The following is a 24,517-nucleotide window of genomic DNA, read 5'->3' as shown; positions in this document are numbered from 1 at the left end:
CAGATAACACACTGTCTTGAAAGGGGGACGCGTCGTGAATGAAGAGAGACACCATGAGTATGAACCTCAAGACGTCGAACCTTTAGAGCACGAAGCAGATACAATGAACGATGTAAAACCGACGTACCCATCTCGTAGCGAGTGGCGCCCGAAGCAAGAAGAACATGTGCGCCATAAGCCGCGAGTGAATTTAAAACCGTTGTTACTCGGAGGGGTTGGCGGATTCTTAGGAGCGGCTTTGTTCTTTTTGGCGATGATGCTCTGGGATTCCCCAACCTCTCGTTTTGTGACGAATGAACTGATTCGGACGGAACAAGCCGTAACCGTCACGGAATCCGACATCACGAGCGCTGTGACGGGCGCTAAGACGTCCGTCGTCAGTATTACGAACATCCAGCGGGCGTTCACGTCGGACTCGCAGTGGGAGGCCGGAGCGGGCTCTGGTGTCATCTATAAGGTCGACGGCGACACGGCGTATATCGTCACGAACTTCCACGTCATCGAAGAAGCGGATGAGATCAACGTCGCGTTTTCTGACGGACAAGTCGCGTCGGCGACGATTCTCGGAGAAGACCCGCTCAACGATTTGGCCGTCGCATCGGTCAAACTGCCGGCCAATATCGACGTCGCCCCGATTGCACTCGGGGACTCGACCGTGCTCCAGGCAGGCGAGACCGTCATGGCGATTGGGAATCCGCTCGGCGTCTTTTCAAACTCGGTCACCCGTGGTATCGTCAGTGGTGTCGAACGCACCGTGCCGGTCGATACGAACAGTGACGGCCTCATGGATTATAACGCCGAGGTCATCCAGACCGATGCAGCCATCAATCCGGGTAACTCCGGCGGGGCACTCATCAACATCCGCGGCGAGCTCGTCGGCATTAACTCGATGAAAATCGCCGAGGCGAGCGTCGAAGGGGTCGGCTTCTCGATTCCTGTCAACGTCGCGTTGCCGGTCATCGATATGCTCGAGCGTGATGGGGAAGTGACGCGTGCCCAGCTCGGTGTCACGATTCAAGAAGTCATCGCCGTACCGGGTAACGTCCGGGAAGAGTATGGGATTAGTTTTGACAACGAAGACGGGGTGTTCGTCGAGGCAATCACGCCCGGCAGTCCAGCCGAAGAGGCGGGCCTCCGCGTCGGTGACGTCATCGTCAAAATCGGCGACCGTGACATCAAACGTTACGTCGATTTGCGAGACGCCCTGTACCGAGACGCCACGGTTGGGGATAAGGTCACGATTGAATATACGCGACGCGGCAAGGGAAGCAAGACCGTGGCCACATTAACTGAAGCAACCTAAAGGAGCGGCGACGCTTCTTTTTTAAGGAGGAAACATTGTGGAAAAAAAAGTATGCAAGGAACATGTTGAAATCGCTTTAGATATCATTGTCGATGAGACGGGGGAATACCCGTTGCTCGAAGAACTATCCACAAGTGGACAAGTGACATGTGAGTTCTGTGATGCCGACGCAACATATGTTGTGTCAAGCAAAAAATGATTATCAACATGTGGATTTGTGGATAACTCTGTGGATAACCCTATGGATAACTCCAAAAAAACTGTGGAAAAAGGAAGAATTGGATGAATATTTCAATTATCACGGTCGGCAAACTAAAAGAGAAGTATTTGAAACTAGGGATTGCCGAGTACACAAAACGCCTGTCGGCCTATGCGAAAGTGCAGGAAATCGAGGTCGCAGACGAGAAAGCGCCCGAGCACTTGAGTGAAGCAGACATGATTCTAGTAAAACAAAAAGAAGGCGAGCGAATTTTGGCGAAAATCAGTCCAGACACGCATGTGATTGCCTTGGCCATCGACGCCAAACAGCGGACGAGCGAAGAGTTCGCCCGTGAGCTCGATCAACTCGCGACGTACGGCAAGAGCAAAATCGCGTTCGTCATCGGTGGCTCGCTCGGTTTGTCGGACGATGTCATGAAACGCTCGGATGATACAATCTCCTTCTCGAAGATGACGTTCCCGCATCAATTGATGAAGCTCGTCTTGTGCGAACAGATTTATCGGGCGTATCGGATCAACAGGAATGAGCCTTACCATAAATAAATGAAGTCTAATAAAAGGTTGATGAGCGCTGGCCCATCAACCTTTTATGTTCGTCTCAAAAATACGAATATTTTTTAGTTGTTCAATCAATTGTTCTCTCGTTACCGCACCATCGAATTGAAATTGCTTTGGGTAATATTCAGTCTGAAAAATTGGAGCTCCGCTCTCAATCCATGCCTCTCGATAATTAGTATGTGTCTCTTCCCGTTGCATAAACAACCCTTCTTCAATTTCTACGTCATCATCATCTCCGAATTGAAATCGACAACATAAACAAATTTCAAATGAAGGATCGTTAAATTCGTTGTAAGCAGGTTCATCTAATCCATCGAATCCACAGACGGGGCAGATATAGGTCATTGACTCATCTCCATTTCCGCTATAATCATACATAAATAAACAATTAACGTCTAAATTACAAAGGAGATTTCTTTAATGCATACAATAATCCAGCAAAAACTAATAGAGATTGAAGCGAAGTACGATGTAAAAATTCTATATGCGGTTGAATCTGGTAGCCGAGCCTGGGGATTCCCTTCAAAAGATAGCGATTATGATGTTCGATTTATCTACATTCATCTTCCTGAGTGGTATTTAGCCATCGATCCTCAAGGCATTGGACAAAAACGTGATGTAATTGAAGAGCCGATTAACGATTTATTAGACATCAGTGGTTGGGAAGTCACGAAAGCATTGCGTCTATTTAGAAAGAACAATCCCCCTCTCTTGGAATGGCTCAGAAGTGAAATTGTTTACTATCAACAGTATACGCTTATAGATAATATGCGAGCGCTAGAATCAGATGTGTTTTATCCGAACTCGATGTTACATCATTACTTAAATATGGCTAAAAATAACTACCGTGAATATTTGCAAGGACGGGAAGTCCGCATCAAAAAATATTTTTACGTGCTTCGTCCGATTTTAGCTTGTCAGTGGATTGAAAAATACAATACGGCACCCCCGATTAGTTTTCATGTCCTTTTAGAGGATTCATTAAAAGATGGTGAATTAAAGCATTCGATTGATCGATTATTAGAGAGGAAGTTGGCAGGAGACGAGTTTGACTTAGAACCACGGATTGCCGTCATTAACGAATTTGTAGAACGAGAAATTCAACGTTTTGAAGTATATGTGGAATCGCTGGACGTTCAAGTAAATGATCCAACGGCACAATTAAACGAGTTATTTCGACATACGTTGCAAGAGGTTTGGGGATGAAACATCAATGCGTGCAGGGCGACACATCAAAATTATACACCAAATCAATTCAACACGATTCCGCAAACGTGACGGTCGTCATGGACGCTGGATACGGAGATGATTCAACGGCTTGGAGCCCATTGGTGGCTGATATTTCGAAGCTAGCTAACGTCTTCTTGTATGATCGAGCTGGCCTTGGGCAAAGTGAAACCAGCGCGAACCCACGAACGAGTCGAAACATGATTCAAGAACTGAGACAGTTACTGACGGAAACCAATACAAAACCTCCTTACTTCCTCGTCGGTCATTCTTTTGGCGGGGTGAACATGCAGCTTTTCGCAGCTGCCTATGAAGAAGACGTCAGCGGGTTGATTTTAGTAGATGTCACTCCGAAAGACTATCGTGAGCGATTCCTGCCGACGATGTCACAAGACTTTCAACATGCCTACCATCAGCAATTCGTCCGCGAAGGGAACTACGAGGAGTTCATGGAAAGTTTGAAACAATTAAAAGAGACGGAACTGGCATTACAGATTCCGGTCATCGTCATCGGAGCCGGCAAGAAGGACCACTACTCCAGTGAATCGCAACGATTATGGAACGATATGCAGAAAGAACTCACGCAAATCTCGTCAAATTCCGAATTCGTCCTTGCCGAAGCGAGCGCCCATTACATCCAGCGAGATGAGCCGGAAGTCATCTTGGCCGCCATCAAACGATTGATTGAACGATTCAAATGATTTCCCGAGACCGGCCATCGAACAGCGATGGCCGTTTTTTTCAATGAGCAACCCGATTATCCGATGTCGAGCCAGACGATTGAGTATGACTGGAAGATGTTGAAGCAGTTTGATGAACATCTGCGTCCGGGTGGGGTCGTCATCGTCTCACTCTCGCAAATCACGTTCAGCAATGCGGAGATTGGCCGGAAAGAAAATTATTATCAGGTGTTGGACCGGGAAGACATCGAACCGGTCAGCACGTTCGATTACTATACGTACACGTCGATTCCCGCGTTGAACAGTGGGAGCGTCTATACGGCGCTGTCGCGAGACATTCGTGATTTAAGGTGGGAGTCGCACGAACTGTGGGTGAATAACGGCAAGAACTATTCGGAACGAAAATACGAGATGGTCGAAGCCCAGTATAAACAAGCTGTGGAGAATCGTGACATCGAGCAGAATATGGAACGCGTGACAGACATCGTCACGTATTGTCAGACGAAAGGCTATCGCGTCGTCTTGGCGATGGAGCCGGTCCACGCGTCTTACAACGCCTGTTTTGATGAAGCGGTCATGGACCGACTCGTCCATCAACATTTGGCCTCGCTCGAGTTGGACGTCCCGTTCCTGAACTACATGACTGACGAACGGTTTATCCATCAGCGCGAGTACTTTCATAATCCGGACCATTTGAACGGGAAAGGGAGAACGCTCCTATCGTCTCTCGTCTATGAGGATTTGAAACGGCTCGGCTATCTATAAGAAAAGGAAATCTACAATCGCGTAGATTTCCTTTTTGTATGTTCGCGCATCACGTTCGAAGCTCGCTCATCAACGCATGCGTATTGCCCTCCGAGTCCTTGAAGAAAGCCATCCACGTCTCGAGGTTCTCCATTTTCGCGACGAGATGCGGCTCGTCGATAAACTGAACGCCTTTCGCCAAAAGCTGTTCATACGCCTCAGTGAGATTGTTCACTTGGAGATACAGCACGGAGCTCGCTTTGGCAAAGTCTTCATTCTCAGGACGCGACAACATGAGCCGTACACTGCTGCATTCTAAAAAGGCGAGCTGGCCAGCTTGGAATAAGAGCGGAAGTTGAAGCGTGTCCCGGTAGAAACGGACCGCGCGATCCAAATCGTGCACCGGTACATAGATTTGTCTGATTTGCTGAATAAGATTCAACCGATATCCCTCCTAAACATAGCGTCTGTTACGTGTGTGGTGCATGTATTCCTTGTTTAACGCGTTTGGCGAATCCGTTGGACCGTCAACATTCCTAGCGCCAGGACGATGGCGAGGCCGATCCATGTGAAGACGTAGATGAACGGGGACCCGGTCGTCCCGATGGCCACCTCGTTGTGAAGCGTGGTGACGTTGCCCGCCTCGGCGATGATATCAGGTTCATAATTGAGTGTGCGGATGAATCCGACCCCGAACGTGGCGACGAAATACAACAGGTGAAGCGCGGTCGAGAGGAGCATCGCGCGTTTCGTGATCTTCAAGTCAATCTTCCTTTCCATGTTTCGCTTGCTGGTGCAGCAAAATTTTTACTTCCATTTGTTCGTGTAGTTTGGTGACGATCCCGTCTGGATGCGGAGAAATCGCGAGTTGAACATGAACCGGGAACATGGTCCATAAATCGGTCGGATAAGACGAGCCGTCACGCGGCAACCGATGACCTTGAATCGTAAATGATTCGTCATCGTCGTCAAGGTATAATACAAGGGGGACGGACATGCCCGAACCTTGCTCGAAGCGATCACCTTCTTGCACGTACTCTTGGATGAGCGCCCAGACGTACACTTCATGTTTCGTCGTATTCGTGTCGAGTATTTGATATGACGTCCACACGTCACCGCCGAAGTTCGGTTCCATCACTTCGGTCGACAAATAGCGTTCCATCTCTTGATGATCAACCGAAACGGACTGACTCATCGAGACAAACGACTCTCCCGTCGTGACAGAATATATGGTTGCGACGATGGTGATGGTCCAAAAAGTGGTCCACATGAGTTTTTTCAATGTAAGTCCCCCGTAGCTGTTCACCGATAAAAGATATGAGTTTATCGTAGCGCATTTCTACCGAATCGTGGGAATTATTGACTAAAATTTTAAGGGGATGATTGGATGCAAACGGTATATATAGCGGGAGGATGCCTCTGGGGCGTCCAAGCGTTCATCAAGACGTTACCCGGTGTCATCGAAACGGAGGCCGGACGGGCGAACGGGACGACGGATACGCTTAACGGACCATATGACGGTTACGCCGAATGCGTCAAAACGACGTTCGATTCGAGCATCGTCACGATGGAGGATTGGATGCACTACTTGTTCGAAATCATCGACCCGTATAGCGTCAATCGCCAAGGCGAGGATGTCGGTGAAAAGTATCGGACCGGCGTCTATAGTACAGACCCGCGCCATTTGGAAGCCGCGCGCACGTTTATCGACAGTCGCAGCGACGCGGACCGAATCGCGGTCGAGGTGTGTCCGCTCACGAACTACGTCCGGAGCGCGGACGAGCATCAAGACCGGCTCGCGCGATGCCCGGACGATTACTGCCACATCCCGCAAGCACTGCTCGAGAAATATAAGCGGGCCGCGCATAAATAGAGATGTTGAATCGGGCAGTAACGAAAAAATAAACCTAGCTTATGTGATGGTGCGGCAGATGATATAGTGGTCAAGGTAAACCATAATCATGTCATCACGGAGGACCATTATGTTCACACTCGGCATCATCGGTGGCGCCAGTTTGCTGTTGGCTGGAATCGTGATCGGGGTTAGTTTCCTTATCATTCGTGCCATCGTCAAACTGGTGAAGTAAGCACGTAACAAAAAAGGAGTCTCGTCACCAGAACTAGGTGTCGAGGCTCCTTTCTACATTACGCCCGCTCGAGGACGTTCACGATCAGTTGATGCACGACCTCATGGTCGCGCACGTCATGCAGTTTGTAGTCTTTCCCGGGTAATGTGTACCATTCGGCCGCCCCGACGTATGTGATGGCGAGCTCGAGCGTGCCGTCTGCCTGGCATGTCGTCCGTAATTCAAGATCTCCACTGATGACGCCGACTTCCTCGGTCATGACACCGTGGGATGCTTTAAATACTGAAGATTGCTGGTTCATCGTGAACTCCTTTCAAAACTTAATAGCTGCAGGCGTTGATGGCCGTTTGCAAGGCCGTCTTTTCTGTCGATTGGAGGCTGAGGCCCCAACGGCTCTTCGTCTCAACCCACATCTTCGCATAGGCACAGCGTGCACCGGTACGTGGCGGTTGCCATGTCGACGGATCTTGGTCCCCTTTTGAACGGTTTGAGCTGGCCGAGACGGCGATGAGCTGAGGCCCGTTCAAATCATTTGCGAAGCTTTGACGTTTCGTTGTCGTCCAGCTGCTTGCCCCTGAACGCCACGCTTCAGCCAATGGGACGACGTGATCGATATCGATGTCAGACGGCGACGTGAACATGATGCCGTCATAGTAACTGTACCACTTACCGGTCGTGACCGGACACTCGTCGACGACCGAGTCGGCGTCGCGTTTCAAGACGACGTGACGCGTGTTACACCCGTTCCCTTGGCTACTCCAATGCGGGAACAAGTCACGGCTATAACCGGTCATCGATCCTTCTGTCTTCACCGTCAACGCGTTCAATTTAGACAGCGCGGTCGATTTCGACGGGATGCCAGGCGGGAGCGCCGAAGCGGTCGGGGTCGTGAGATGGAGCGATGTAGCGACTAAGATGATGGCGAACAACGAACTGATGCATTTTTTGAACATGTTTGTGCCTCCTAAGTATGTATGACGACGGAACGACTTGCATCGTAAACGCACGATGCACATCGACTATACATGGCAAGGATGTGAGAAATACGCAAATTTACAAAAAATGAATCTAACGATTATAAAAGTTGAGGTCAGGGACATGATACATGACATCAGACGTCCCGGCTTTAGCACTACTGACATACGCGCAGGCACTAACTATTGGTATAATAAAGTCGGTTTGTAGTAAAGGACGAAGGAGTGGTACGTAATGAATCAAAAAGACATCGCAGCGATTCGGAAGCATTTCAAATTGAATGCGGAAGCGGTCAAAATCGCTGATATTTATAATATTTATATTCGCCAAGACAGTAACGAGATTTTTTACGAGGAGTTACGATCGTTCCCGTTCGTCGAGCAGGAGCACCAAGAGTTGTTCCTCGCCAACTTCAAGAAAGTGCTCGGTGGCAAAATCGATGAGAAACTGTTCGAAGTGAAGTTCCAACATCCTGAAGCGGGACAGACCGATCATACGCAGACGTTGTTGTATGAAGCACTGCGGACCGACGACATCGAAGAATGGGCTGGCATGATGCAGCGGGTCGCGCTAAAGATGGTCCAGGAGGCGCCGTTCGAGAAAGATATGGTCGTCACGTTCATCCGCTTCAAATACAATAAGCCGACGCGTCGTCATTCTGAAGAGACAGAAATCGATATGCGCGACGAAGTGTGGACGTCACGATTCATCCTATGCAGCATCAATCAGACCGAGCTCCCGAAACAGTCGCTCGTGTTCGACTATATCGAGCGGGAGTTCAAGTCGAACATCTTCATCAATCCCGTCATCAAGCTCGATGCCCCAATCGGTGGGTTTATGTTCCCGTGCTTCACGGACAACGCGGCCGACGTCAACCACATCTTATATGCAGCCCAGAAAGCACACCAACCAGACTTCGGCTTCATCGAGAACGTCTTGAACGGCACCGAGATTGTGACGGCGGTCGAGGAGAAGGCGATGTTCGAGGAAGTCGTCAAAACTGTCATCGGCGAGGAAGTGAACGTGGGGACGCTCGCTACCGTTTACGATGAAATTAACCAAATGATTCTCGCTGAGGCGGAGCGTGAGGACGAGGAAGAGACCGTCCCGATGATTGATGCACGAACCGTCGAAATCGTGTTGAAAGCGAGTGGGGTCGAGGACGTGACGACGGAGAAGGTCGAGCAGGCGTTCCAACAAGTTGTCGACGACCGCCAATATGAGATGAAGGCGAGCAGCGTCGTCCCGAAGTACACGTCGAAGTCGATTAAAATCAATACGAAAGTCGCCAATATCTCGATCAGCCCGCAAGACTTGAAGTACGTGAGACAAGTGAACGTGAAAGGGAAACGTTGCCTGTTGATTGAACTAGAAGAAGACACGGAAATCGAAGGATTCAAGCTGATCTCGGAAGAACTGTTGGACTGACTCTAAGCGGATGACCGCCCCTGCTATCCAATCGAGCCATCGTTCGATTCGAGAGGATAAGATTGATTTTCTTCATTTGGAAGACTGAGGTTCAGACAATCGTCTGAGCCTTTTTTTGTCAATCACGTGAGGATGGTTGAATTTCGGAACGGTTATCGGTATGATGCTCTTGAAAGCGCTCTCTCGATGAGTCTTATTTTTTTAAAGTTTATCGAAAGCGCTTTCGATACGGGTGAATTCAATAAAAAACCTCAAACCTGCTCCGCGTGGAGAGGTATTGAGGTTGGAGTGATGATTATTTTTTTGCCTTGCTCACTTTCAACTTCTTCCCTTTGATCGGTGTCGATTCCATCGCCTGAAGGACGAGTGAGCCTTTGCCGTTCAAAATGTCGACGTACGTCATCTGGTCGTTGATCGTGATGATGCCGATATCGTCAGCCGACACGCCAGGAATTTTGGCGATTGTACCGACGAAGTCGATGGCGCGGAGTTTTTTCTTCTTCCCGCCGCTGAAGTGAAGCTTCATGATGTCTTGGTTGATTCGGGCCGTCTTGTTGTTGCGAACGACACGTCGACCGCTCAACTTCTCTTCGAATGCGGCTTGGTTGCGCGCGACTTCTCTTTCAGTCGGTGCATCCATCTCCGGGATATCGAACTTGATGAATGCTTCGATGGCGCGAACGAACTTGCCCTCGTGAGGCGTCGCGAGCGTGATCGCTTTTCCGGCGTTGCCGGCACGGCCTGTGCGTCCGGTCCGATGCACGTAGCTCTCTTTTTCCATCGGCACGTCATAGTTGATGACGAGGTTGACGTTATCGACGTCGATTCCACGTGCTGCGACGTCGGTCGCGACGAGATAACGGAAGTTGCCCATCTTGAACCCTTCCATGACGGCGAAACGCTCTTCTTGCTCAAGGCCACCGTGGAGGCGTTCGCACGAGTAACCGGCCTGATCGAGCTCGGTATACACCGTGTCGACATGTTCTTTCGTCCGACAGAAGATGAGGCAGCTGTCCGGATTCTCGACGACGGTCACATCTTTCAGCACAGCGAGCTTGTCTTCTCGGCGCACTTCAATCAAGCCGTGTTCGATCGTCGAAGCGGTGACACCGCTCGATTCGATGGCGACACGGATTGGTTCGTTCATGTGCTTCTGGCACAGGCGCTCGATATCGTTCGGGAACGTCGCCGAGAACACCATCGTCACACGGTCGCGTGGCAATTCTTGGAGGATCGCCTCGACGTCAGCGAGGAAGCCTCGGTTCAACATCTCGTCGGCCTCATCGATAATCAAGTAATCGATTTTATCGAGAACGAGTGTCTCACGTTCGATGTGGTCCATGACGCGTCCCGGTGTCCCGACGACGATGTGCGTCTTCTGCTTCAATTCTTCACGTTGTTTCGAGAACGGTTCTTTCCCGTAGACGGCGGTCGCCTTGATGCGTTTGAAACGACCGATGTTCGTCATATCCTCACGGACTTGGACTGCAAGTTCGCGCGTCGGTGTGAGAATCAGCACTTGTGGCTTGTTCTCTTCCCATTCGATGAGTTCCGTGACCGGGATGCCGAACGCTGCGGTCTTCCCGCTGCCGGTTTGGGCTTTGACGACCAAGTCTTGGCGCTCGAGGACGAGCGGGATGACTTTCTGTTGGACTTCGGTCGGTGATTCGTATTTCATGATGCCGAGCGCGCGCTGGATGTCTTCGCTTAGGCGATAGTCTGAAAAGCGTGGTTGATTCATAGCTTTACCTCTTTTTCGTGTAAGAAACTTCTATTCGAGAAATTTTCATTAGCAATTTGGATTACGCTTCATTATACACGAAACGAAGCGGTTCGTCGTTCATGCACGAAAACGAGCGAGACGGAAGCGACTCAAATCGAACGATGTTTGCCCGTCTAGCGTGAGCTGACTCAGCACTTCGCCCATGACACTGCCGAACTTGAAGCCGTGACCTGAGAAACCGCAGGCGATGAGTACGTTGTGATGTTCGGGATGAACATCGACGATGAAGTCGTGATCGTCCGACATCGTATACAGGCATGTCTTGCCTTGATTCAAGGCACCGTTCGCCTCTGGCATATACGTCGCGAGGAAGTGGCGCAAATCGCCTTCGTCGGCTTCATAGCGACCGAAGTCTTGCGTATGTAGGTTCGGATCGATGGCCTGACCGCCGTCGGTCCGTCCGACTTTTAGTCCGGCCCCGTCAAGACTTGGGAATCCATAGAACATCCGGTCATCGTCCTCGACGAAGAACGACGGGAACGACGCATCCGAATAAAGCGTCTCGTCAGCCTCGAACCAACCGACGACTTTCCGGGTCGGTGCGAGCGGGAGCGACAGGTCGGGGAGCAGTTGTTTCGCCCAGGCCCCGACTGTGACAATCACTTTCTTGGTGTAAAACGTCGCCTCGGACGTGACGATGGTGCCCCCGTCCTCATGGAATTCGAGTGACTCGACCGGCGTGTTCATGACGAGCTCGGCGCCATTTGCGGTGGCTCGTTCGCGATACGCTCGAATCGCGTTCTCGCTGTAGAGCAGTCCCGACTCGGTCTCATAGCAACCGATATAGTCGTCTGGAATCGAGAGTCCGGGCCAACGTGTCTCGATGTCTCCTTTCGACAAACGCTGGAGCGGCAAGTCATACTTTTCGGCCGAGGCAATCGTCTCACCGAGAAACGCCGAATCGCGTGGCCCGATACCGAGGACACCCGTTTTCTTGAAAATAGGATACTGCGACGTACGGTCGAGATCTTCCCATAATTTTTGGGCCCGTTTGACGAGTGAGACATACGCACGACCTTCCCCGTAGGCATGTCGGATCATCCGGGTGTCCCCGTGATGACTACCTTTGTTGTGAGGCGGGTCGAACGCATCGATAACGAGCGTATGGGCACCGCGTTCCGTCAAAAACGAGGCGGCTGACATGCCCATCGTGCCGGCGCCGATGACGGCGACATCATATCGTACTGGTTGTGACATATGGACATCAATCCTTTCTACTGGAGCATTAGTAGAATGGTATGGAAAAGCTGGATAATTGTCAATTTTTTCTTGTTGAGTAGGACGAATCAGTAAGGAATCAGGGAATTGAATCTACGTGTCAATTTTGCCTATGGAAAGGGGACTACATATCATGTTGAATTCACGTGAGACGTATCGTGTATTGGCAGAACAACTCGAGACAGCTCGACAAGTCCACACAATAGACCGTGTCGAGACAATCATCAAACCGATTCTCGACTCGGATGTCAGCGGGGATTTGGACCCGCGCGTCCTGGCCGTCATCCAAGGCTATGTTGCAGCCGAGCCGGAAACGTCATTCGACTTGGCGACGGCCCGTGCCAGCATGGGTTGGCCGAACCGTGACGTGACGACGATGGACATCGCGACAGACCACGTTATGATTCCGAGCGATGACGGTGACATCCCGGCACGCCTGTATCGGCCGCGTACGGAAGAGACGTTACCGGCCATCGTATTCTTTCACGGCGGCGGGTTCTTCGGTGGGACGCTCGATACGGTGGAGAACCCGTGTAAACTGCTCGCCGAGAAAGCGAACACTCTCGTCGTCTCGATCGATTACCGACTCGCACCGGAGCATCCGTTTCCGGCCGGGCTGAACGACTGTTTCCGAGCGGTTGAATAGGTATACGATCAGGCTGAAGAGTTGAACGTGCGGCAGGATCGCATCGCCGTCGCCGGCGACAGTGCCGGCGGCAACTTGGCGACCGCTTGTTGCTTACTCGACCGATCGAACGAGACGAACATGATTCGTTTCCAGGCGCTCATTTATCCGGTCGTCAATCTAGGCTCAATCACGTGTACTTACAAGGCAAGGCCGAACTGACCGACCCGCTCGTCTCCCCGTTGTTCGCGAATGATGTGACTGGCTTACCGCCGGCTTTGATCATCACGGCCGAATACGATTACCTTCGTCTCGAAGGCGAGGCGTATGCGCGTAAACTCGCACGCGACGGCGTACCGACGCGACTGATTCAATACCGCGGGATGGACCACGCCTTTATGGACAAGCTCGGCGACTACCCGCAAGCCGAAGACTGCATGATTGAAATCGCAAATGGAATGAAGGAGATGACACGATGAAGACTTACACATTGAACTGGGATACATATAAACAATTGGCGCGGACAGTCGTCTCAGAAGGGGCCGTCCTCTTGAAGAACGAGCACGCGACGCTTCCGATTCAAGCGGGGACGACCGTTTCTGTGTTCGGACGCAGCCAATTCAACTACTACAAGAGCGGTACAGGATCAGGCGGGATGGTCAACGTTTCGCATGTGACGAGTCCGCTCGAGGCGCTCCAGACGACCGAAGGGATTCAATTGAATGCATCGCTTCTTAAGACGTATGAGACGTGGGTCGAGGCGAATCCGTTCGACCGAGGTGTCGGTTGGGCCGGTGAACCGTGGTCGCAGCCAGAGATGATGGTAACGGACGAGCTTGTCGCGAAAGCGGCCGAGGCTTCTGATTTGGCGCTCATCTTCATCGGACGCACGGCCGGTGAGGACCGGGATAACACGGCCAATCCGGGTAGCTATTTGTTGACGGACATCGAGCAGGCGCTGATTGAGAAGGTATCAAAGACATTCACGAAGACGGCTGTCGTCTTGAACGTCGGCAATATCATCGACATGGATTGGGCGCACAAACCGAGCGCGATTCTTTATACGTGGCAAGGCGGAATGGGAGGTGGCACTGGACTCGTCGACGTCTTGACGGGTGTCGTCACGCCATCTGGTAAGCTGACCGACACGATTGCCAAATCGATTGAGGACTACCCATCGACGAAAAATTTCGGTCATGCGGACAAGGGCATCTATCAAGAAGACATCTACGTTGGCTACCGCTATTTCGAGACGTTCGCTAAGGATTCGGTGCTCTATCCGTTCGGGTTCGGCTTGTCGTATACGACGTTCACGACCGACGTCGCGACGGCGAACGAACAGGACGGCGTGATCACGGTGACCGTTGATGTGACGAACACAGGCGCTGTGGAAGGAAAAGAAGTTGTTCAGCTGTACGTCGAAAAGCCACAAGGCACGCTAGGGAATCCAGCGCGTTCGCTCGTCGCTTTCGATAAGACAGACACACTCGCACCGGGGGAACGGACGACGCTCACACTCAGCGTCCCGGTCACGGACTTTGCGAGCTATGACGACAACGGGGCGACCGGACACGTGTCGAGCTTTGTTCTCGAGGCCGGCACATACGAGCTTCACCTCGGGACCGACGTTCGCTCGGCCCAACCGGTGTTCACGTATGAAGTGGCATCTCTTCAAGTCGTCGAAAGGCTCAGCGAGAACATGGCCCCGGTCACTCCGTTCGACCGACTCAAACCAGTCCTCGGCGAGCATGGCTATTTGGTCGAGTACGTACCGACGCCGCTCCGTGCGCTCGATGTCGAGGCACGTTACCTCGCCGAACGTCCGGTCACGCGCGACTACGCCGGTGACAACGGCATCACACTGAAGGACGTTTACGCCGGCAAGGTCGAGCTCGATGAGTTCCTCGATCAATTGACGGATGAGGATCTCGCCTGCATCGTTCGTGGACAAGGGATGAACTCGCCGCGCGTGACGCCGGGGACGGCCGCCGCATTCGGCGGGGTATCGGACCGCTTGAACGAACTCGGCATCCCAGCAGCATGTTGCGCGGACGGCCCGTCCGGCATCCGGATGGATATCGGGACGAAGGCATTCGCCCTTCCGAACGGGACGCTCCTCGCCTCGACGTTCAACGTCCAATTGGTGGAAGACCTGTTCGAGATGACAGGACTTGAGATGCGGAAAAACCGCGTCGATACGCTCCTCGGACCTGGGATGAACATCCACCGCAATCCGCTGAACGGCCGGAACTTCGAGTACTTCTCGGAAGACCCGCACGTGACCGGCAAGATGGCGATCGCTCAATTGAACGGGATGCATCGCGTCGGCGTGACGGGAACGCTCAAACACTTCAGCGCCAACAACCAAGAGGCGCACCGTCACGATATCGATTCAATCGTCTCGGAGCGGGCGCTACGCGAGATTTACTTGAAAGGGTTCGAGATGGCCGTCAAAGAAGGCAAGGCGACATCGATCATGACGACGTACGGCGCCGTCAACGGGGTATGGACGGCCGGACTCTATGACCAGAACACACGCGTCCTCCGCGACGAGTGGGGCTTTGACGGTATCGTCATGACCGACTGGTGGGCGAAAGTGAATCACCATGAAAACGAGCCGGCGAACCGTCAGAACACGGCGGCGATGGTCCAGTCGCAAAACGACTTATATATGGTCGTCGACCGTCCGGACACGAACTCGTTCGATGACAACACGGGCGCGGCGCTCGCTGATGGGACATTGACGCGTGGTGAACTGCTCCGGAGTGCGGCGAACATCTGTCGTTTCGTCTTACAGTCACCGGCGATGGAGCGCGAGCTCGGCATTCATGACGGCACGGTCGAGGTGGTCGGGCTCGACGAAGAGGCCGGACAAGCGATCGATTTCGATGTGACGTATCGCCACCTCGAAAACGGGGAAAGCGTCAGCATGAGTGACGCCGACACATCGACGGGGAACACCCACGTCTTTGCTGTTTCGGTCGATGAGACAGGCACGTACGACGTGACAATCACGGCGAAATCGGACGCGGGCGAACTTGCCCAGATGCCGGTCACGCTGTTCGCCAACAACATCCCGGGCCCGACGTTCACGTTCAACGGAACGGACGGCGAATGGGTGACGCAGACGAAGCAAGTATTCTTCCTGAATCAACATAACTACTTGCAACTCTATTTCGCACTTGGCGGTCTCGACGTGAAAGACATCACGTTTACGCTCGCGGACTCGTTCAGCATGAAAAACGGATGATCAACAAGAGCTCTTCATCGTATATGTTCGCCTGCCTTTTAAACATCACGAGATGTTTTGTATAATGGGGTCAACATCTTGTGATTTGAAAGGGGGGCGCATATACGTGGAAAATCGTTTGAGATTTTCTAAGTCTTCAATCACTCATGCAAAGCCAGTTGTCACAAAGGCGATCATTTGCATGGGGCAGAACGGTTAATTTGATCGCAATCTAGTACGTTACAACAATGGCTTTGCTTCCTTATTGTCGGATTTTTTATAAGGAGCGAGCAGAGATGAAGTACGTAAATGCGCAACATGTCCTTCCAGAGGAGTTGCTTCAAGAAGTTCAACGATACGTCCAAGGGGAGACGCTTTATGTGCCCCGGACCGGTCAAGAAAAGAAGCGCTGGGGAACAGTCAGTGGTGGCAAACAGTTGCTTGAACAGCGGAATGAAGCGATTCGAACATCTTTTGCGAAGGGGACTCGGGTCGAGGAGTTGGCGGCTGACTATCATTTGGCGGTCACGACCATTCGAAAAATCGTTTACTCTTCAAATTAATCAACGGCACGTCGCATAGTTGCGATTGTGCCGTTTTTGTATAAAACAGTTCTAACTTGAAGTCGGTGCAATCTTGTTTTGTAAAATCCTTTACACTAAAAGAAGTCAGGATTGAGAAAGGATGACTGAATATGCTAGAGCGTTTTATTGAGAACCACCAATTTAATTACATTCGAGAACAAGTCGAGACGATTCGAGATAGTCGAAAGAAAAGTTTACCGTCTTCCGTGTTACAAGCCGTCATCGATTTGGCCAATGCCAAAATTGCTTTTCTGTTTCCTGAAGCGACATCAGCTCAGCTTGCCATGTTGGACGTATCAAAGTTACAAACCGACGAAGCCTATGACAGATTTATAGATGAGCTAAGACCTCACGTCCGGTCGTTTCCGCAAGTGTCGGAACAGCAAGTGAAAAAAATGTTTCCCAAACAGAAAAAACTAAGACTTCCAGACGCAGCGGAACTTAATGTGAATCGTATGTCCTACATGAGCTGGAACGACCTGCGTTCCAATCGGAAATATATCCTTTGCGAAAAGAATCATCAGCTGATTGGGATCGAGCTTAAGGCAAGCTCAAATGCGAAGAAAAATATTTGCGCCTTCTGTAATCAGTTGGCAGAAGTCTCATATTGTGTGACTATCACGAAAGCAAAACAAGCCAAAAATCCTGACTATTATAAAGCGATTGGGACATATATCTGTACAGATAGTGCCACGTGCAACGAAAAAATGACAAATCTTAACGGCTTAATGACGTTCGTCGAAACAGCTTTGACAGAGTGAGTAAAAGATCGACTGTCCGTCGATCTTTTTTGCATAGAGCCTAATAGATCGCTAGCTATGCTAATGCTTAGTTCTCTATTAGTATGCCTGAAGCGATTTGACGGCATAACGTAGCTGGTCGATCTCCTCGTTTTTCCATCCGTTTCGGTCTGCGGCGTTAATTAACTGCCGGCTCGTTTTGATGAGTGCCTTTGTTAATTCCACAAGTGTTACCGTTCCCATGATTGTTTGGGGACGATCCTCTTCTATCAATGTGAGCTCAACTTCTGTGCCGGTCACTTTTTTAGCAGATATTTGAATTGGACCGTCCATGAATTGGAATGAGTAGGTTTCCTGCAACGGGGCGAATAAGAGGGCGCGGCCATTGTCAATCCACCGTGTCAACACGATAGCAACGAAATCTGACCAGCCTTGTCCCGGGAAATAATCATGAAAATCGATGACGAAAGTGATGTTCCCAACGATTTGATTCGAGTATGTTAATGAATGTACACCAAGCGGACTACATCGTTAATGAGTTGACAGACATTCTAGAACTCCTTAGTCCACCTCACGTTGCGTGTTGAAAGATTCTGAATCGATTTCGGGTATGGTTTCGTATATAAGGTACCACATACAATCGGAGGGATGACGATGAACACGCTCTACATGAAACAAAAGGTTTTCAGCCTACGTGGCCGGTTCAGTATCAAAGATGCAGATGAGAACGATCTTTATTTTGTAGAAGGTAGTTTTATGAAGTTACCGAAGTCGTTCACGATTTCTGACAAGAATGGATACGAGATTACGACGATCACGAAAAAGACATTCAGCTTTTTGCCGACATTTTACGTCGATGTCGAGGGGGAGGAGACGTTAACGATTTCAAAAGAGTTCACGTTCTTCAAGCCGCGCTACACAATTGATGCAGCCGGGATTGAAGTCGATGGCAACTGGTGGGATATGAACTTCGAAGTACGCCAAAACGGACATGTCATCGGTAGTGTCCAAAAGAAGTGGCTAACGTGGGGCGATACGTACGAAATTCGAGTAGTCGATGATACGATGGAACACTTACTCATCTCAATCGTCGTCGCCATCGACTGCGTCAAAGCAGATCAAGCGGCATCTTCGAGCGCCGCGACGTAAAGGGGATGGAACGATGGAGTTTTGGGATGTGTATGATGTAGACCGCAAGAAAACAGGGCGAACGTGGCAACGAGGGATACGCCTTCCTCAAGATGATTATCATCTCGTCATCCACGTTTGCATTTTCAACAAGGATGGACAGATGTTGATTCAGCAGCGCCAACCGTTCAAAGACGGTTGGGCGAACATGTGGGACATCACCGTCGGCGGTAGCGCCACGGTCGGCGATACGAGTCAACAAGCGGCGATGCGCGAGCTTGAAGAAGAGATTGGGCTGAAACTTGATTTATCTAACACACGGCCCCATTTGACGGTCAACTTTGACGAAGGGTTCGATGATATCTATCTCGTCGAAGCAGAAGTTGACCTCGATGAGTTGACGCTCCAACCATCAGAAGTGCAAGCCGTGCAATGGGCGGATGAGGCGACGATTCTTGATATGATCAGGTCAGGGAAATTTATTCCGTATCACGAACCGATGATTCCGTTGCTGTTCGCGATGCGAGGACAATGGGGAGGTATCAATCATGTGGAAGTCATATAAGTGGATCAATGAACCAGACGAAGTGAGTCTCGGTGAAAGCTTGACGTTCCAGACAGCACCCGACACCGACTTTTGGCGGAACACCCATTACGGGTTCAACCGGATGACGGCCCACGCTTTGGTGACGGATGTGTCGTCTAAGCGGTTCACATGTCGCGCGACGATTGAGATGGATCCGAGCCATACATATGACCAGGCCGGCATCCTGTTATACGTTAACGACGAGCATTGGCTTAAGACGTCCGTCGAATATATTCCGGACGGACCGTCACACCTTGGGGCCGTCGTTCACGTCCTTTGGCTACTCGGATTGGTCGACACGTGATTTCCCGAACGACGCCATCCGTGAACCGTTGACGTTTGAACTCGCCTACACCGATGGCGATGTTGAGGTGTTCTTCGAATACGAGGGGGGCACGCGTGAACAGTTGCGAATCGCTCACCTCCATGACGTCTCGACGTTACGCATCGGACCGTACGCCTGTAGTCCGGATCCGAAGGCGCCAGGATTCAACGTCACAATTTCAGATTGGACAGTTACGGAAGCATCGACTTGATATAAGGTCGGTGCTATCATATTCGTTAAAAGAAGAGTTGAACACAGAAATGCATCTTATTAAAGAGAATGTATCAGTTTTAGATGCCCGACATTTCACTCATGACGTAACACGAAAGAGCGCCTCGCATGTGAGACGCTCTTTCGTGTTTAAGACTCTCGTTTCCGACTGATCAACCGTGCCGTCCGCAGCAAGGACGGCAGCAGTTTCCGACGCTTGCGGATGGCCAAATACCTGGCTTCCCACCTCGGTGTGAACTTGCGTTTGAATTGACGGAGCCCGCTGAACGGATAGATGTAACTGATGTTCTCGAAGATGTCGGCCGCAATCCGCTCCGGCCAGTACGCGAATGTGTGCTCACCGACCGATGCGAGTGGCGCCATGCCGAGGCCGACGTAGGCGTAGTCGTTGGCTCGTGCCCACTCGATTACATGGAGAATCAGCACCTCAATCGAGCCGGGCAGAGCATCATTCTTAGAGCGCATTAAATCGATGGAGACAGTATCACTGCCGCGGAGCAACGTGATGAAGGCGACGACTTGTCCCGTCTCGTCATGAAGGAGGGCGACCGGATAGTGGGACAAGGCCCGCTCGTTGAAAAAGCCGAGCGAGAACCCTTTCTCACTTCGATTACCGAGCCAGTCTTCCGAGATGCCGCGCAATGACGCAATCAGCTCGGAAGACGGATTCATGACGATGTCAGCCGTATAGCCTCGCTTCGTAAATTGGTTGTGGAGCGAGCGCATGTTGGCACGCTTTTTGCCAGTGAGCGAGAACGTGGCAACATCGACCGTCGCCTCTTCACCGAGCTTGAAGAATGTGAACCCGGCATCATGCAGGCGCGGCATCCAGTCCGGGGTGACTTGATAAAAGAGCGGGATATAGCCGAGCCGGTCCGTCTCTTCGATAAAGGCGAGCAACAGGTGTGACGCGGCGTCTCGCGCTCCTTGCACATCCCCGAGGACGATGGCGTGATTGCCAGATACGGCGAACAAGAGACACGCCTCGTCGTCCGGCCCATAATAGACGAGTTTGTCGTTCATATAGGCCAAGTCGAACGCGCTCGTCGTCGCATGCGTGGCTTGAAACGCCGCGAAGCGGGACGGTTCAAACGACGAGCCGAGCTTCGGACGTTTCAAGCGGTTGAACAGCATGAATACGCCAATCATCAGCAACCCGGCCAAAACGACGGCGGCGATGCTCAACCCGGCGGCAGCTTCCGGATCGAAGAAAATCGTGTCGGTCTGACTGAACGACTGCAGCAGGAACGCATGCGTGTCGACATAGAGGCCGACATAGAAGACGTTGCGGACAACGCGGCTGACGGTCACGATGGAGCGATAGCGTCTATGCTGGGTCCGGGTCAACCAGACGAACAAAGCGAACCCACCGACGACGAACGCTTCAAACAGATTGAAGCCGCGCGCGATGACACCGATACTGGCAATGAAAACTGCGACCCCGACGAGCCAGAGCACACGCTTCGTCCGAATGTACATCCCGAACGTGGTCAGTAGTGTCAACAGACCGGCGCTGAACAGCGCGAGCGTACCGATCCATTGTAACCAAAGGGCAGTCGAATAGAGCGGTGACACGCTCGGCAACAACGTCTGAAACCACAGGACGAGGCTCGTCATCAATGCAATCAGGCTTCCGGCGAGCCGTCCGGTCTTGGCAAGTGTACGCGACACGATGCGCCAGACGACGGTCCCAATTTCATAAGACGACCCGATCATCGGTTTATACTCGATCTGTTTGACGACCTGGTCTCCGAAGACGAGCGCCGCCAAAAACAGCCCGATCATGAACGGAACGATGAAATAGACGAAGCGATAGACGATCAAGGAAGACAGGACAATCTCTTGGTCGATGCCGAGCTGGGTCATCCCGACGAGGTATAATAGATCAAACGAACCGACACCACCCGGGACGAGCGAGACGACCCCGACGATGGTCGCGACGATGAAGACACCCATCATGGCCGTGAGCGGCGCCTCGCCTCCGAGTAGATGTAGGGCATACAAGGCGACGAGTCCAGCCGTCACCCATTCGGCAAGCGACGTCGCGATATAACCGAGCAATGTCGGCCAATCCAAGTTCGACCGCTTCCGCGTCACGTATATGTAGAGCGGTAGGACGGCGAGTGTCGCGACGAGCACCGGCCAAATCCACTGTTTCGTTCCGGTGAGTGCACTGGCCGGGAAAAGCCCGAGCAGCACACCTGCGGCCAGCAGCGACAAGCCACTGATGAGCGTCGGGGTCATCCATCCGATGGCCCGGAGCAACCGCTTCGTGTCCGTATACGGTCGATACAGCGACGTCCGGAGCGCGATGCCGATGACGCCGCCGAACCCGATCATACCGTTCATCGAGTTGGTGATCCAAGCCGCCCGAAGCAGTTTCGAGAGCGGGATATGGACGTCAAGCGAACGCAATAAAAAGTAGTCGTATCCGGTCATCGACAAGACGGCGATGAGGCCGAGGCCGATCAAGGTAATCTGTTCGAAACCCGTCAACGCCTCTAACGTTTGAAACGCCGCGGCAAGCGACAAGTTTTGGAGCTCTTGACCGCTCTGATAAAGAATCAATCCAATCAATAGGAATGGAAGCAACCATTTCAGTTGTTTCCAGGAAATTCGCTTTTGCATCGTATGTGCTCCTTCTGACAAACTATCGAAATCTTGATTAGCTAAAGTGTACTCAATTGAGTCGTGTAATCATAGTACGAGTCAGAAGCGAAGACGGATTCAAAATCAATGAGATTCGTGAATGGCGCGAATGTAGACTGTAAGCGCAAGAAACAGGACGAGTGAACAAAAATCAATCTGCTACAGTGAAACAAAAGGGGGGACTGAGATGCTGACGTTTGAAGAGAAGTGGGAGAAAGTGCTCGCCTGCGACGCGGCGTATGACGGGCAGTTCTATACCGCGGTCAAGACGACCGGCATTTACTGTCGGCCCTCGTGCCGCTCGCGGAAGCCGAAGCGGGAGAACGTCGATTTTTACGAGACGAAGGCTGAAGCGGAGTCGTCCGGCTTTCGGCCGTGCAAACGATGCCAGCCCGAAGTCGACCGCAGCCCGGCAAGCGCACTCGTCCAAGACGTGACGACGTTCGTGCTCACGCATTACAAACGGCCGCTCAAGCTCGAGGAGATTGCCGAGCACGTCAACCTGAGCCCGTTTTATGTCGAGCGGACGTTCACGCAAGCGACGGGCGAGACGCCGCGCCGTCTGCTCGAAAAGATTCGCATCGACAAGGCGGCCCATCTGTTGCGGACGACGGACATGAGCAATCTCGCCATCTGTTATGAGGTCGGGTTTCAAACCCCATCCAACTTTTATCGCGTCTTCCGTCGCCTAAAGGGCTGTTCACCGAGCATGTATCGAAAGGAGGGAGCCGATGAACCGTTCATCGTTCGAGATTCAGGTCACTCCTCCATTTGATTTTCAGCAATATCTGCAGTTTCTGCGACGATCCAACGATGAAGTGATGCATGTCGCAAGCGAGGCGTCCGTCTCAAAGCTTTTCGATGTGGACGGACGGTTGCTGCTAGGGGACATCACGGAGACGTCCCAAGGGCTCGTCATCAGGTTCCGGGAAGACGTCATCACGAGCACGGAACAAGAACAGGTGGAACGATATGTCCACGAATGGTTCGACCTCGACCAAGACGTCGCGACGTTCGTGCGAATGGCTGAGACAGATGAACTGTTGCGTCCGCTCGTCCGAGAGTACGTGGGGCTGCGTCTGATCGGGTTCCCAGACTTGTTCGAGGCGCTCACGTGGGCCGTCATCGGTCAACAGATCACACTCTCGTTCGCCTATACGCTGAAACGACGGTTCGTCGAGCAATATGGACCATCCCGGGAAGTGGACGGCGTGACGTACTGGGCTTTCCCGACCCCAGAGACGATCGCGCTCCTCGACCCGAGTGAACTGAGACCGCTTCAATTCAGCACCCGGAAAGCAGAATATATCATCGGCATCGCCCAGAAGATGACGGACGGACGATTGTCGAAACAGCAGTTGCGCAGCGAGCCACCCGACGTGATGCATGAACGGTTGCTGAACTTACGCGGTGTCGGGGAGTGGACGGCCGCGTATGTGCGGATGAAGTGTTTCCAAGACCCGACGGCGTTCCCGGTCGCGGACGCCGGTCTGCACCAAGCGTTGAAGCATCACCTCGGGCGAAGCGACAAGTTGACGGCGAACGAAGTGAGGTTGTACGGGGAACGGTTTGCCGGATGGGAAGCGTACGCCACATTCTATTTATGGAGGTCATTGTATGGAGACGTATAGACTGGACTATATGAGTCCGATTGGCATTCTGGAGATTGTCGGGACAGAGATGACCATCCGTTCCATCCTGTTCGTCGAACGCGATGACGTCCGCTTTGAAGCGGATGAGTCGACGCCAGACGTGTTGACGATGTGCTACCGAGAAATCGAGGAGTACTTCGACGGACGCAGGCAAACGTTTACGTTCCCGTATGAAGTCGAGGGAACACCTTTTCAGAAAGATGTCTGGCAGGCGTTGGCGACAATCCCATATGCCGTGACGGCGTCTTATCGAGAATTGGCCGTGAAACTAGGTCGGGACCGCGCCGTCCGGGCCGTCGGCAGTGCCAACGGACGCAACCGGTTGAGCATCGTCATCCCGTGCCATCGCGTCATCGGATCGAATGGGACGTTGACGGGTTATGCGGGCGGACTGTGGCGGAAGGAATGGCTGCTTCGGCACGAACAAGCCAACACATATTCAGGCCTGGCAAAAAAACATCTACCCCTCCATATCTGATACAATGGAGAAGTCCTATCGTGACGTCTGAATCGACGTAGTGGTCTAGGGCGATTCTTGTCACTCAG

Annotated in this window: 28 protein-coding genes and 1 pseudogene; 19 read left to right on the top strand and 10 right to left on the bottom strand. The window is 51.9% G+C overall.

Going from position 1 to position 24,517, the window contains the following annotated elements; translation table 11 throughout:
- The first annotated feature begins 34 nt into the window (after window positions 1-34).
- The 3 genes from KNP81_RS04730 (at window position 35) to rlmH (ending at window position 2,065) form a co-directional block, all read left to right on the top strand.
- Window positions 35-1,303: a S1C family serine protease gene (locus KNP81_RS04730; protein WP_214718787.1), complete on the top strand. Its 1,269-nt coding sequence runs from the start codon at window positions 35-37 to the stop codon at window positions 1,301-1,303.
- Window positions 1,304-1,340: 37 nt separating this feature from the next.
- The gene (locus KNP81_RS04725) at window positions 1,341-1,502 is read left to right on the top strand and encodes a CxxH/CxxC protein (protein ID WP_021067873.1); all 162 of its coding nucleotides are present in this window, start codon (window positions 1,341-1,343) and stop codon (window positions 1,500-1,502) included.
- 83 nt (window positions 1,503-1,585) lie between these two features.
- A complete protein-coding gene (gene rlmH / locus KNP81_RS04720; RefSeq protein ID WP_029596433.1) occupies window positions 1,586-2,065 on the top strand; it encodes a 23S rRNA (pseudouridine(1915)-N(3))-methyltransferase RlmH in 480 nt (159 codons plus the stop codon).
- 36 nt (window positions 2,066-2,101) lie between these two features.
- Here the strand turns inward: rlmH and KNP81_RS04715 are convergent, their stop codons facing one another.
- Window positions 2,102-2,425 (bottom strand): hypothetical protein, encoded by a 324-nt coding sequence (locus KNP81_RS04715; RefSeq protein WP_214718786.1) that lies wholly within the window; start codon window positions 2,423-2,425, stop codon window positions 2,102-2,104.
- A 75-nt stretch (window positions 2,426-2,500) separates the two neighbouring features.
- On the opposite strand from KNP81_RS04715, the gene KNP81_RS04710 reads away from it, so the two are divergent.
- The 3 genes from KNP81_RS04710 to KNP81_RS04700 are packed head-to-tail and all read left to right on the top strand — an operon-like array spanning window position 2,501 to window position 4,752.
- Window positions 2,501-3,286, top strand: coding sequence for a nucleotidyltransferase domain-containing protein (locus KNP81_RS04710; RefSeq protein WP_214718784.1), 786 nt, complete (start codon window positions 2,501-2,503; stop codon window positions 3,284-3,286).
- A complete protein-coding gene (locus tag KNP81_RS04705) occupies window positions 3,283-4,008 on the top strand; it encodes an alpha/beta fold hydrolase (RefSeq protein WP_214718782.1) in 726 nt (241 codons plus the stop codon). Before KNP81_RS04710 ends, KNP81_RS04705 begins: the two co-directional genes overlap by 4 nt.
- A gap of 27 nt (window positions 4,009-4,035) precedes the next feature.
- Window positions 4,036-4,752, top strand: a complete 717-nt coding sequence (locus tag KNP81_RS04700; RefSeq protein ID WP_214718780.1) for a hypothetical protein — start codon at window positions 4,036-4,038, stop codon at window positions 4,750-4,752.
- Between the two features lie 49 nt (window positions 4,753-4,801).
- On the opposite strand, the gene KNP81_RS04695 is transcribed toward KNP81_RS04700, so the two are convergent.
- The 3 genes from KNP81_RS04695 to KNP81_RS04685 are packed head-to-tail and all read right to left on the bottom strand — an operon-like array spanning window position 4,802 to window position 6,013.
- Window positions 4,802-5,173 (bottom strand): VOC family protein, encoded by a 372-nt coding sequence (locus KNP81_RS04695; RefSeq protein WP_029596429.1) that lies wholly within the window; start codon window positions 5,171-5,173, stop codon window positions 4,802-4,804.
- A 56-nt stretch (window positions 5,174-5,229) separates the two neighbouring features.
- Entirely contained in the window at window positions 5,230-5,493 is a 264-nt protein-coding gene (locus KNP81_RS04690; RefSeq protein ID WP_029596428.1) for a hypothetical protein, read from the bottom strand.
- Between the two features lies 1 nt (window position 5,494).
- Window positions 5,495-6,013, bottom strand: coding sequence for a hypothetical protein (locus KNP81_RS04685; protein ID WP_251130274.1), 519 nt, complete (start codon window positions 6,011-6,013; stop codon window positions 5,495-5,497).
- Window positions 6,014-6,118: 105 nt separating this feature from the next.
- Here KNP81_RS04685 and KNP81_RS04680 point away from each other — a divergent pair, with 105 nt between their 5' ends.
- The gene (locus KNP81_RS04680) at window positions 6,119-6,604 is read left to right on the top strand and encodes a peptide-methionine (S)-S-oxide reductase (RefSeq protein WP_214718777.1); all 486 of its coding nucleotides are present in this window, start codon (window positions 6,119-6,121) and stop codon (window positions 6,602-6,604) included.
- A 272-nt stretch (window positions 6,605-6,876) separates the two neighbouring features.
- Here KNP81_RS04680 and KNP81_RS04675 read toward each other — a convergent pair whose 3' ends face one another.
- Window positions 6,877-7,119, bottom strand: coding sequence for a hypothetical protein (locus KNP81_RS04675; RefSeq protein WP_214718776.1), 243 nt, complete (start codon window positions 7,117-7,119; stop codon window positions 6,877-6,879).
- A gap of 19 nt (window positions 7,120-7,138) precedes the next feature.
- The gene (locus tag KNP81_RS04670) at window positions 7,139-7,771 is read right to left on the bottom strand and encodes an HNH endonuclease family protein (protein ID WP_214718775.1); all 633 of its coding nucleotides are present in this window, start codon (window positions 7,769-7,771) and stop codon (window positions 7,139-7,141) included.
- A gap of 256 nt (window positions 7,772-8,027) precedes the next feature.
- Here KNP81_RS04670 and KNP81_RS04665 point away from each other — a divergent pair, with 256 nt between their 5' ends.
- Entirely contained in the window at window positions 8,028-9,221 is a 1,194-nt protein-coding gene (locus tag KNP81_RS04665) for a DUF4317 domain-containing protein (RefSeq protein ID WP_214718773.1), read from the top strand.
- A gap of 295 nt (window positions 9,222-9,516) precedes the next feature.
- On the opposite strand, the gene KNP81_RS04660 is transcribed toward KNP81_RS04665, so the two are convergent.
- Together KNP81_RS04660 and solA are read right to left on the bottom strand one after the other, a co-directional pair.
- Window positions 9,517-10,962: a DEAD/DEAH box helicase gene (locus KNP81_RS04660; RefSeq protein ID WP_214718772.1), complete on the bottom strand. Its 1,446-nt coding sequence runs from the start codon at window positions 10,960-10,962 to the stop codon at window positions 9,517-9,519.
- Window positions 10,963-11,061: 99 nt separating this feature from the next.
- Complete coding sequence (gene solA / locus KNP81_RS04655; RefSeq protein ID WP_214718770.1) at window positions 11,062-12,201, bottom strand: N-methyl-L-tryptophan oxidase; 1,140 nt, start codon at window positions 12,199-12,201, stop codon at window positions 11,062-11,064.
- Window positions 12,202-12,334: 133 nt separating this feature from the next.
- Here solA and KNP81_RS04650 point away from each other — a divergent pair.
- From KNP81_RS04650 to KNP81_RS04635, 4 genes and pseudogenes are all read left to right on the top strand, one after another.
- Window positions 12,335-13,326: pseudogene (locus KNP81_RS04650) on the top strand (alpha/beta hydrolase).
- Window positions 13,323-16,097, top strand: a complete 2,775-nt coding sequence (locus tag KNP81_RS04645; RefSeq protein WP_214718768.1) for a glycoside hydrolase family 3 C-terminal domain-containing protein — start codon at window positions 13,323-13,325, stop codon at window positions 16,095-16,097. Before KNP81_RS04650 ends, KNP81_RS04645 begins: the two are co-directional and overlap by 4 nt.
- Window positions 16,098-16,372: 275 nt before the next feature.
- Window positions 16,373-16,639 (top strand): CD3324 family protein, encoded by a 267-nt coding sequence (locus tag KNP81_RS04640; protein WP_034780358.1) that lies wholly within the window; start codon window positions 16,373-16,375, stop codon window positions 16,637-16,639.
- A 131-nt stretch (window positions 16,640-16,770) separates the two neighbouring features.
- Window positions 16,771-17,421, top strand: a complete 651-nt coding sequence (locus KNP81_RS04635) for a FusB/FusC family EF-G-binding protein (protein WP_214718765.1) — start codon at window positions 16,771-16,773, stop codon at window positions 17,419-17,421.
- Window positions 17,422-17,499: 78 nt separating this feature from the next.
- Here KNP81_RS04635 and KNP81_RS04630 read toward each other — a convergent pair whose 3' ends face one another.
- A complete protein-coding gene (locus KNP81_RS04630) occupies window positions 17,500-17,805 on the bottom strand; it encodes a hypothetical protein (protein WP_251130273.1) in 306 nt (101 codons plus the stop codon).
- A 249-nt stretch (window positions 17,806-18,054) separates the two neighbouring features.
- On the opposite strand from KNP81_RS04630, the gene KNP81_RS04625 reads away from it, so the two are divergent.
- The 4 genes from KNP81_RS04625 to KNP81_RS15220 are packed head-to-tail and all read left to right on the top strand — an operon-like array spanning window position 18,055 to window position 19,650.
- Window positions 18,055-18,549 carry an LURP-one-related/scramblase family protein gene (locus tag KNP81_RS04625; protein ID WP_128123835.1) on the top strand — a complete coding sequence of 165 codons (495 nt, stop codon included), beginning with the start codon at window positions 18,055-18,057 and terminating at the stop codon, window positions 18,547-18,549.
- 13 nt (window positions 18,550-18,562) lie between these two features.
- Entirely contained in the window at window positions 18,563-19,093 is a 531-nt protein-coding gene (locus KNP81_RS04620) for an NUDIX hydrolase (RefSeq protein WP_128123836.1), read from the top strand.
- On the top strand, window positions 19,077-19,418 hold the full coding sequence (locus tag KNP81_RS15225; RefSeq protein ID WP_251130272.1) for a DUF1349 domain-containing protein: 342 nt from the start codon (window positions 19,077-19,079) through the stop codon (window positions 19,416-19,418). The genes KNP81_RS04620 and KNP81_RS15225 overlap by 17 nt, the downstream gene beginning before the upstream one ends.
- The gene (locus tag KNP81_RS15220; RefSeq protein WP_251130271.1) at window positions 19,369-19,650 is read left to right on the top strand and encodes a DUF1349 domain-containing protein; all 282 of its coding nucleotides are present in this window, start codon (window positions 19,369-19,371) and stop codon (window positions 19,648-19,650) included. Before KNP81_RS15225 ends, KNP81_RS15220 begins: the two co-directional genes overlap by 50 nt.
- A 149-nt stretch (window positions 19,651-19,799) precedes the next feature.
- On the opposite strand, the gene mprF is transcribed toward KNP81_RS15220, so the two are convergent.
- Window positions 19,800-22,298, bottom strand: coding sequence for a bifunctional lysylphosphatidylglycerol flippase/synthetase MprF (mprF, locus tag KNP81_RS04610; RefSeq protein ID WP_214718763.1), 2,499 nt, complete (start codon window positions 22,296-22,298; stop codon window positions 19,800-19,802).
- A gap of 208 nt (window positions 22,299-22,506) precedes the next feature.
- Between mprF and KNP81_RS04605 the strand changes: the two genes are divergently transcribed.
- From KNP81_RS04605 to KNP81_RS04595, 3 genes are read left to right on the top strand one after another with little or no spacing between them, the layout of a single operon-like run.
- Window positions 22,507-23,094 carry a bifunctional transcriptional activator/DNA repair enzyme AdaA gene (locus tag KNP81_RS04605; RefSeq protein WP_214718761.1) on the top strand — a complete coding sequence of 196 codons (588 nt, stop codon included), beginning with the start codon at window positions 22,507-22,509 and terminating at the stop codon, window positions 23,092-23,094.
- Complete coding sequence (locus KNP81_RS04600) at window positions 23,051-23,950, top strand: DNA-3-methyladenine glycosylase family protein (protein WP_214718759.1); 900 nt, start codon at window positions 23,051-23,053, stop codon at window positions 23,948-23,950. The genes KNP81_RS04605 and KNP81_RS04600 overlap by 44 nt, the downstream gene beginning before the upstream one ends.
- On the top strand, window positions 23,937-24,449 hold the full coding sequence (locus KNP81_RS04595) for a methylated-DNA--[protein]-cysteine S-methyltransferase (RefSeq protein WP_214718756.1): 513 nt from the start codon (window positions 23,937-23,939) through the stop codon (window positions 24,447-24,449). The genes KNP81_RS04600 and KNP81_RS04595 overlap by 14 nt, the downstream gene beginning before the upstream one ends.
- The last annotated feature ends 68 nt before the right edge of the window (window positions 24,450-24,517 follow it).

It is taken from the genome of Exiguobacterium sp. s149, assembly GCF_018618395.1.
Lineage (GTDB): Bacteria > Bacillota > Bacilli > Exiguobacteriales > Exiguobacteriaceae > Exiguobacterium > Exiguobacterium chiriqhucha.
This window is presented reverse-complemented; position numbering and strand designations above follow the sequence as displayed.

Coding starts and splice junctions, on each gene's coding strand:
- KNP81_RS04705 (WP_214718782.1), top strand. CDS start 3,283: ATGAAACATCAATGCGTGCAGGGCGACACATCAAAATTATACACCAAA.
- KNP81_RS04680 (WP_214718777.1), top strand. CDS start 6,119: ATGCAAACGGTATATATAGCGGGAGGATGCCTCTGGGGCGTCCAAGCG.
- KNP81_RS04670 (WP_214718775.1), bottom strand. CDS start 7,771: ATGTTCAAAAAATGCATCAGTTCGTTGTTCGCCATCATCTTAGTCGCT.
- rlmH (WP_029596433.1), top strand. CDS start 1,586: ATGAATATTTCAATTATCACGGTCGGCAAACTAAAAGAGAAGTATTTG.
- KNP81_RS04675 (WP_214718776.1), bottom strand. CDS start 7,119: ATGAACCAGCAATCTTCAGTATTTAAAGCATCCCACGGTGTCATGACC.
- solA (WP_214718770.1), bottom strand. CDS start 12,201: ATGTCACAACCAGTACGATATGATGTCGCCGTCATCGGCGCCGGCACG.
- KNP81_RS04715 (WP_214718786.1), bottom strand. CDS start 2,425: ATGACCTATATCTGCCCCGTCTGTGGATTCGATGGATTAGATGAACCT.
- KNP81_RS04595 (WP_214718756.1), top strand. CDS start 23,937: ATGGAGACGTATAGACTGGACTATATGAGTCCGATTGGCATTCTGGAG.
- KNP81_RS04640 (WP_034780358.1), top strand. CDS start 16,373: ATGAAGTACGTAAATGCGCAACATGTCCTTCCAGAGGAGTTGCTTCAA.
- KNP81_RS04645 (WP_214718768.1), top strand. CDS start 13,323: ATGAAGACTTACACATTGAACTGGGATACATATAAACAATTGGCGCGG.
- mprF (WP_214718763.1), bottom strand. CDS start 22,298: ATGCAAAAGCGAATTTCCTGGAAACAACTGAAATGGTTGCTTCCATTC.
- KNP81_RS04660 (WP_214718772.1), bottom strand. CDS start 10,962: ATGAATCAACCACGCTTTTCAGACTATCGCCTAAGCGAAGACATCCAG.
- KNP81_RS04600 (WP_214718759.1), top strand. CDS start 23,051: ATGAACCGTTCATCGTTCGAGATTCAGGTCACTCCTCCATTTGATTTT.
- KNP81_RS04700 (WP_214718780.1), top strand. CDS start 4,036: ATGGCCGTTTTTTTCAATGAGCAACCCGATTATCCGATGTCGAGCCAG.
- KNP81_RS04710 (WP_214718784.1), top strand. CDS start 2,501: ATGCATACAATAATCCAGCAAAAACTAATAGAGATTGAAGCGAAGTAC.
- KNP81_RS04665 (WP_214718773.1), top strand. CDS start 8,028: ATGAATCAAAAAGACATCGCAGCGATTCGGAAGCATTTCAAATTGAAT.
- KNP81_RS04605 (WP_214718761.1), top strand. CDS start 22,507: ATGCTGACGTTTGAAGAGAAGTGGGAGAAAGTGCTCGCCTGCGACGCG.
- KNP81_RS04620 (WP_128123836.1), top strand. CDS start 18,563: ATGGAGTTTTGGGATGTGTATGATGTAGACCGCAAGAAAACAGGGCGA.
- KNP81_RS04635 (WP_214718765.1), top strand. CDS start 16,771: ATGCTAGAGCGTTTTATTGAGAACCACCAATTTAATTACATTCGAGAA.
- KNP81_RS04625 (WP_128123835.1), top strand. CDS start 18,055: ATGAACACGCTCTACATGAAACAAAAGGTTTTCAGCCTACGTGGCCGG.
- KNP81_RS15225 (WP_251130272.1), top strand. CDS start 19,077: ATGTGGAAGTCATATAAGTGGATCAATGAACCAGACGAAGTGAGTCTC.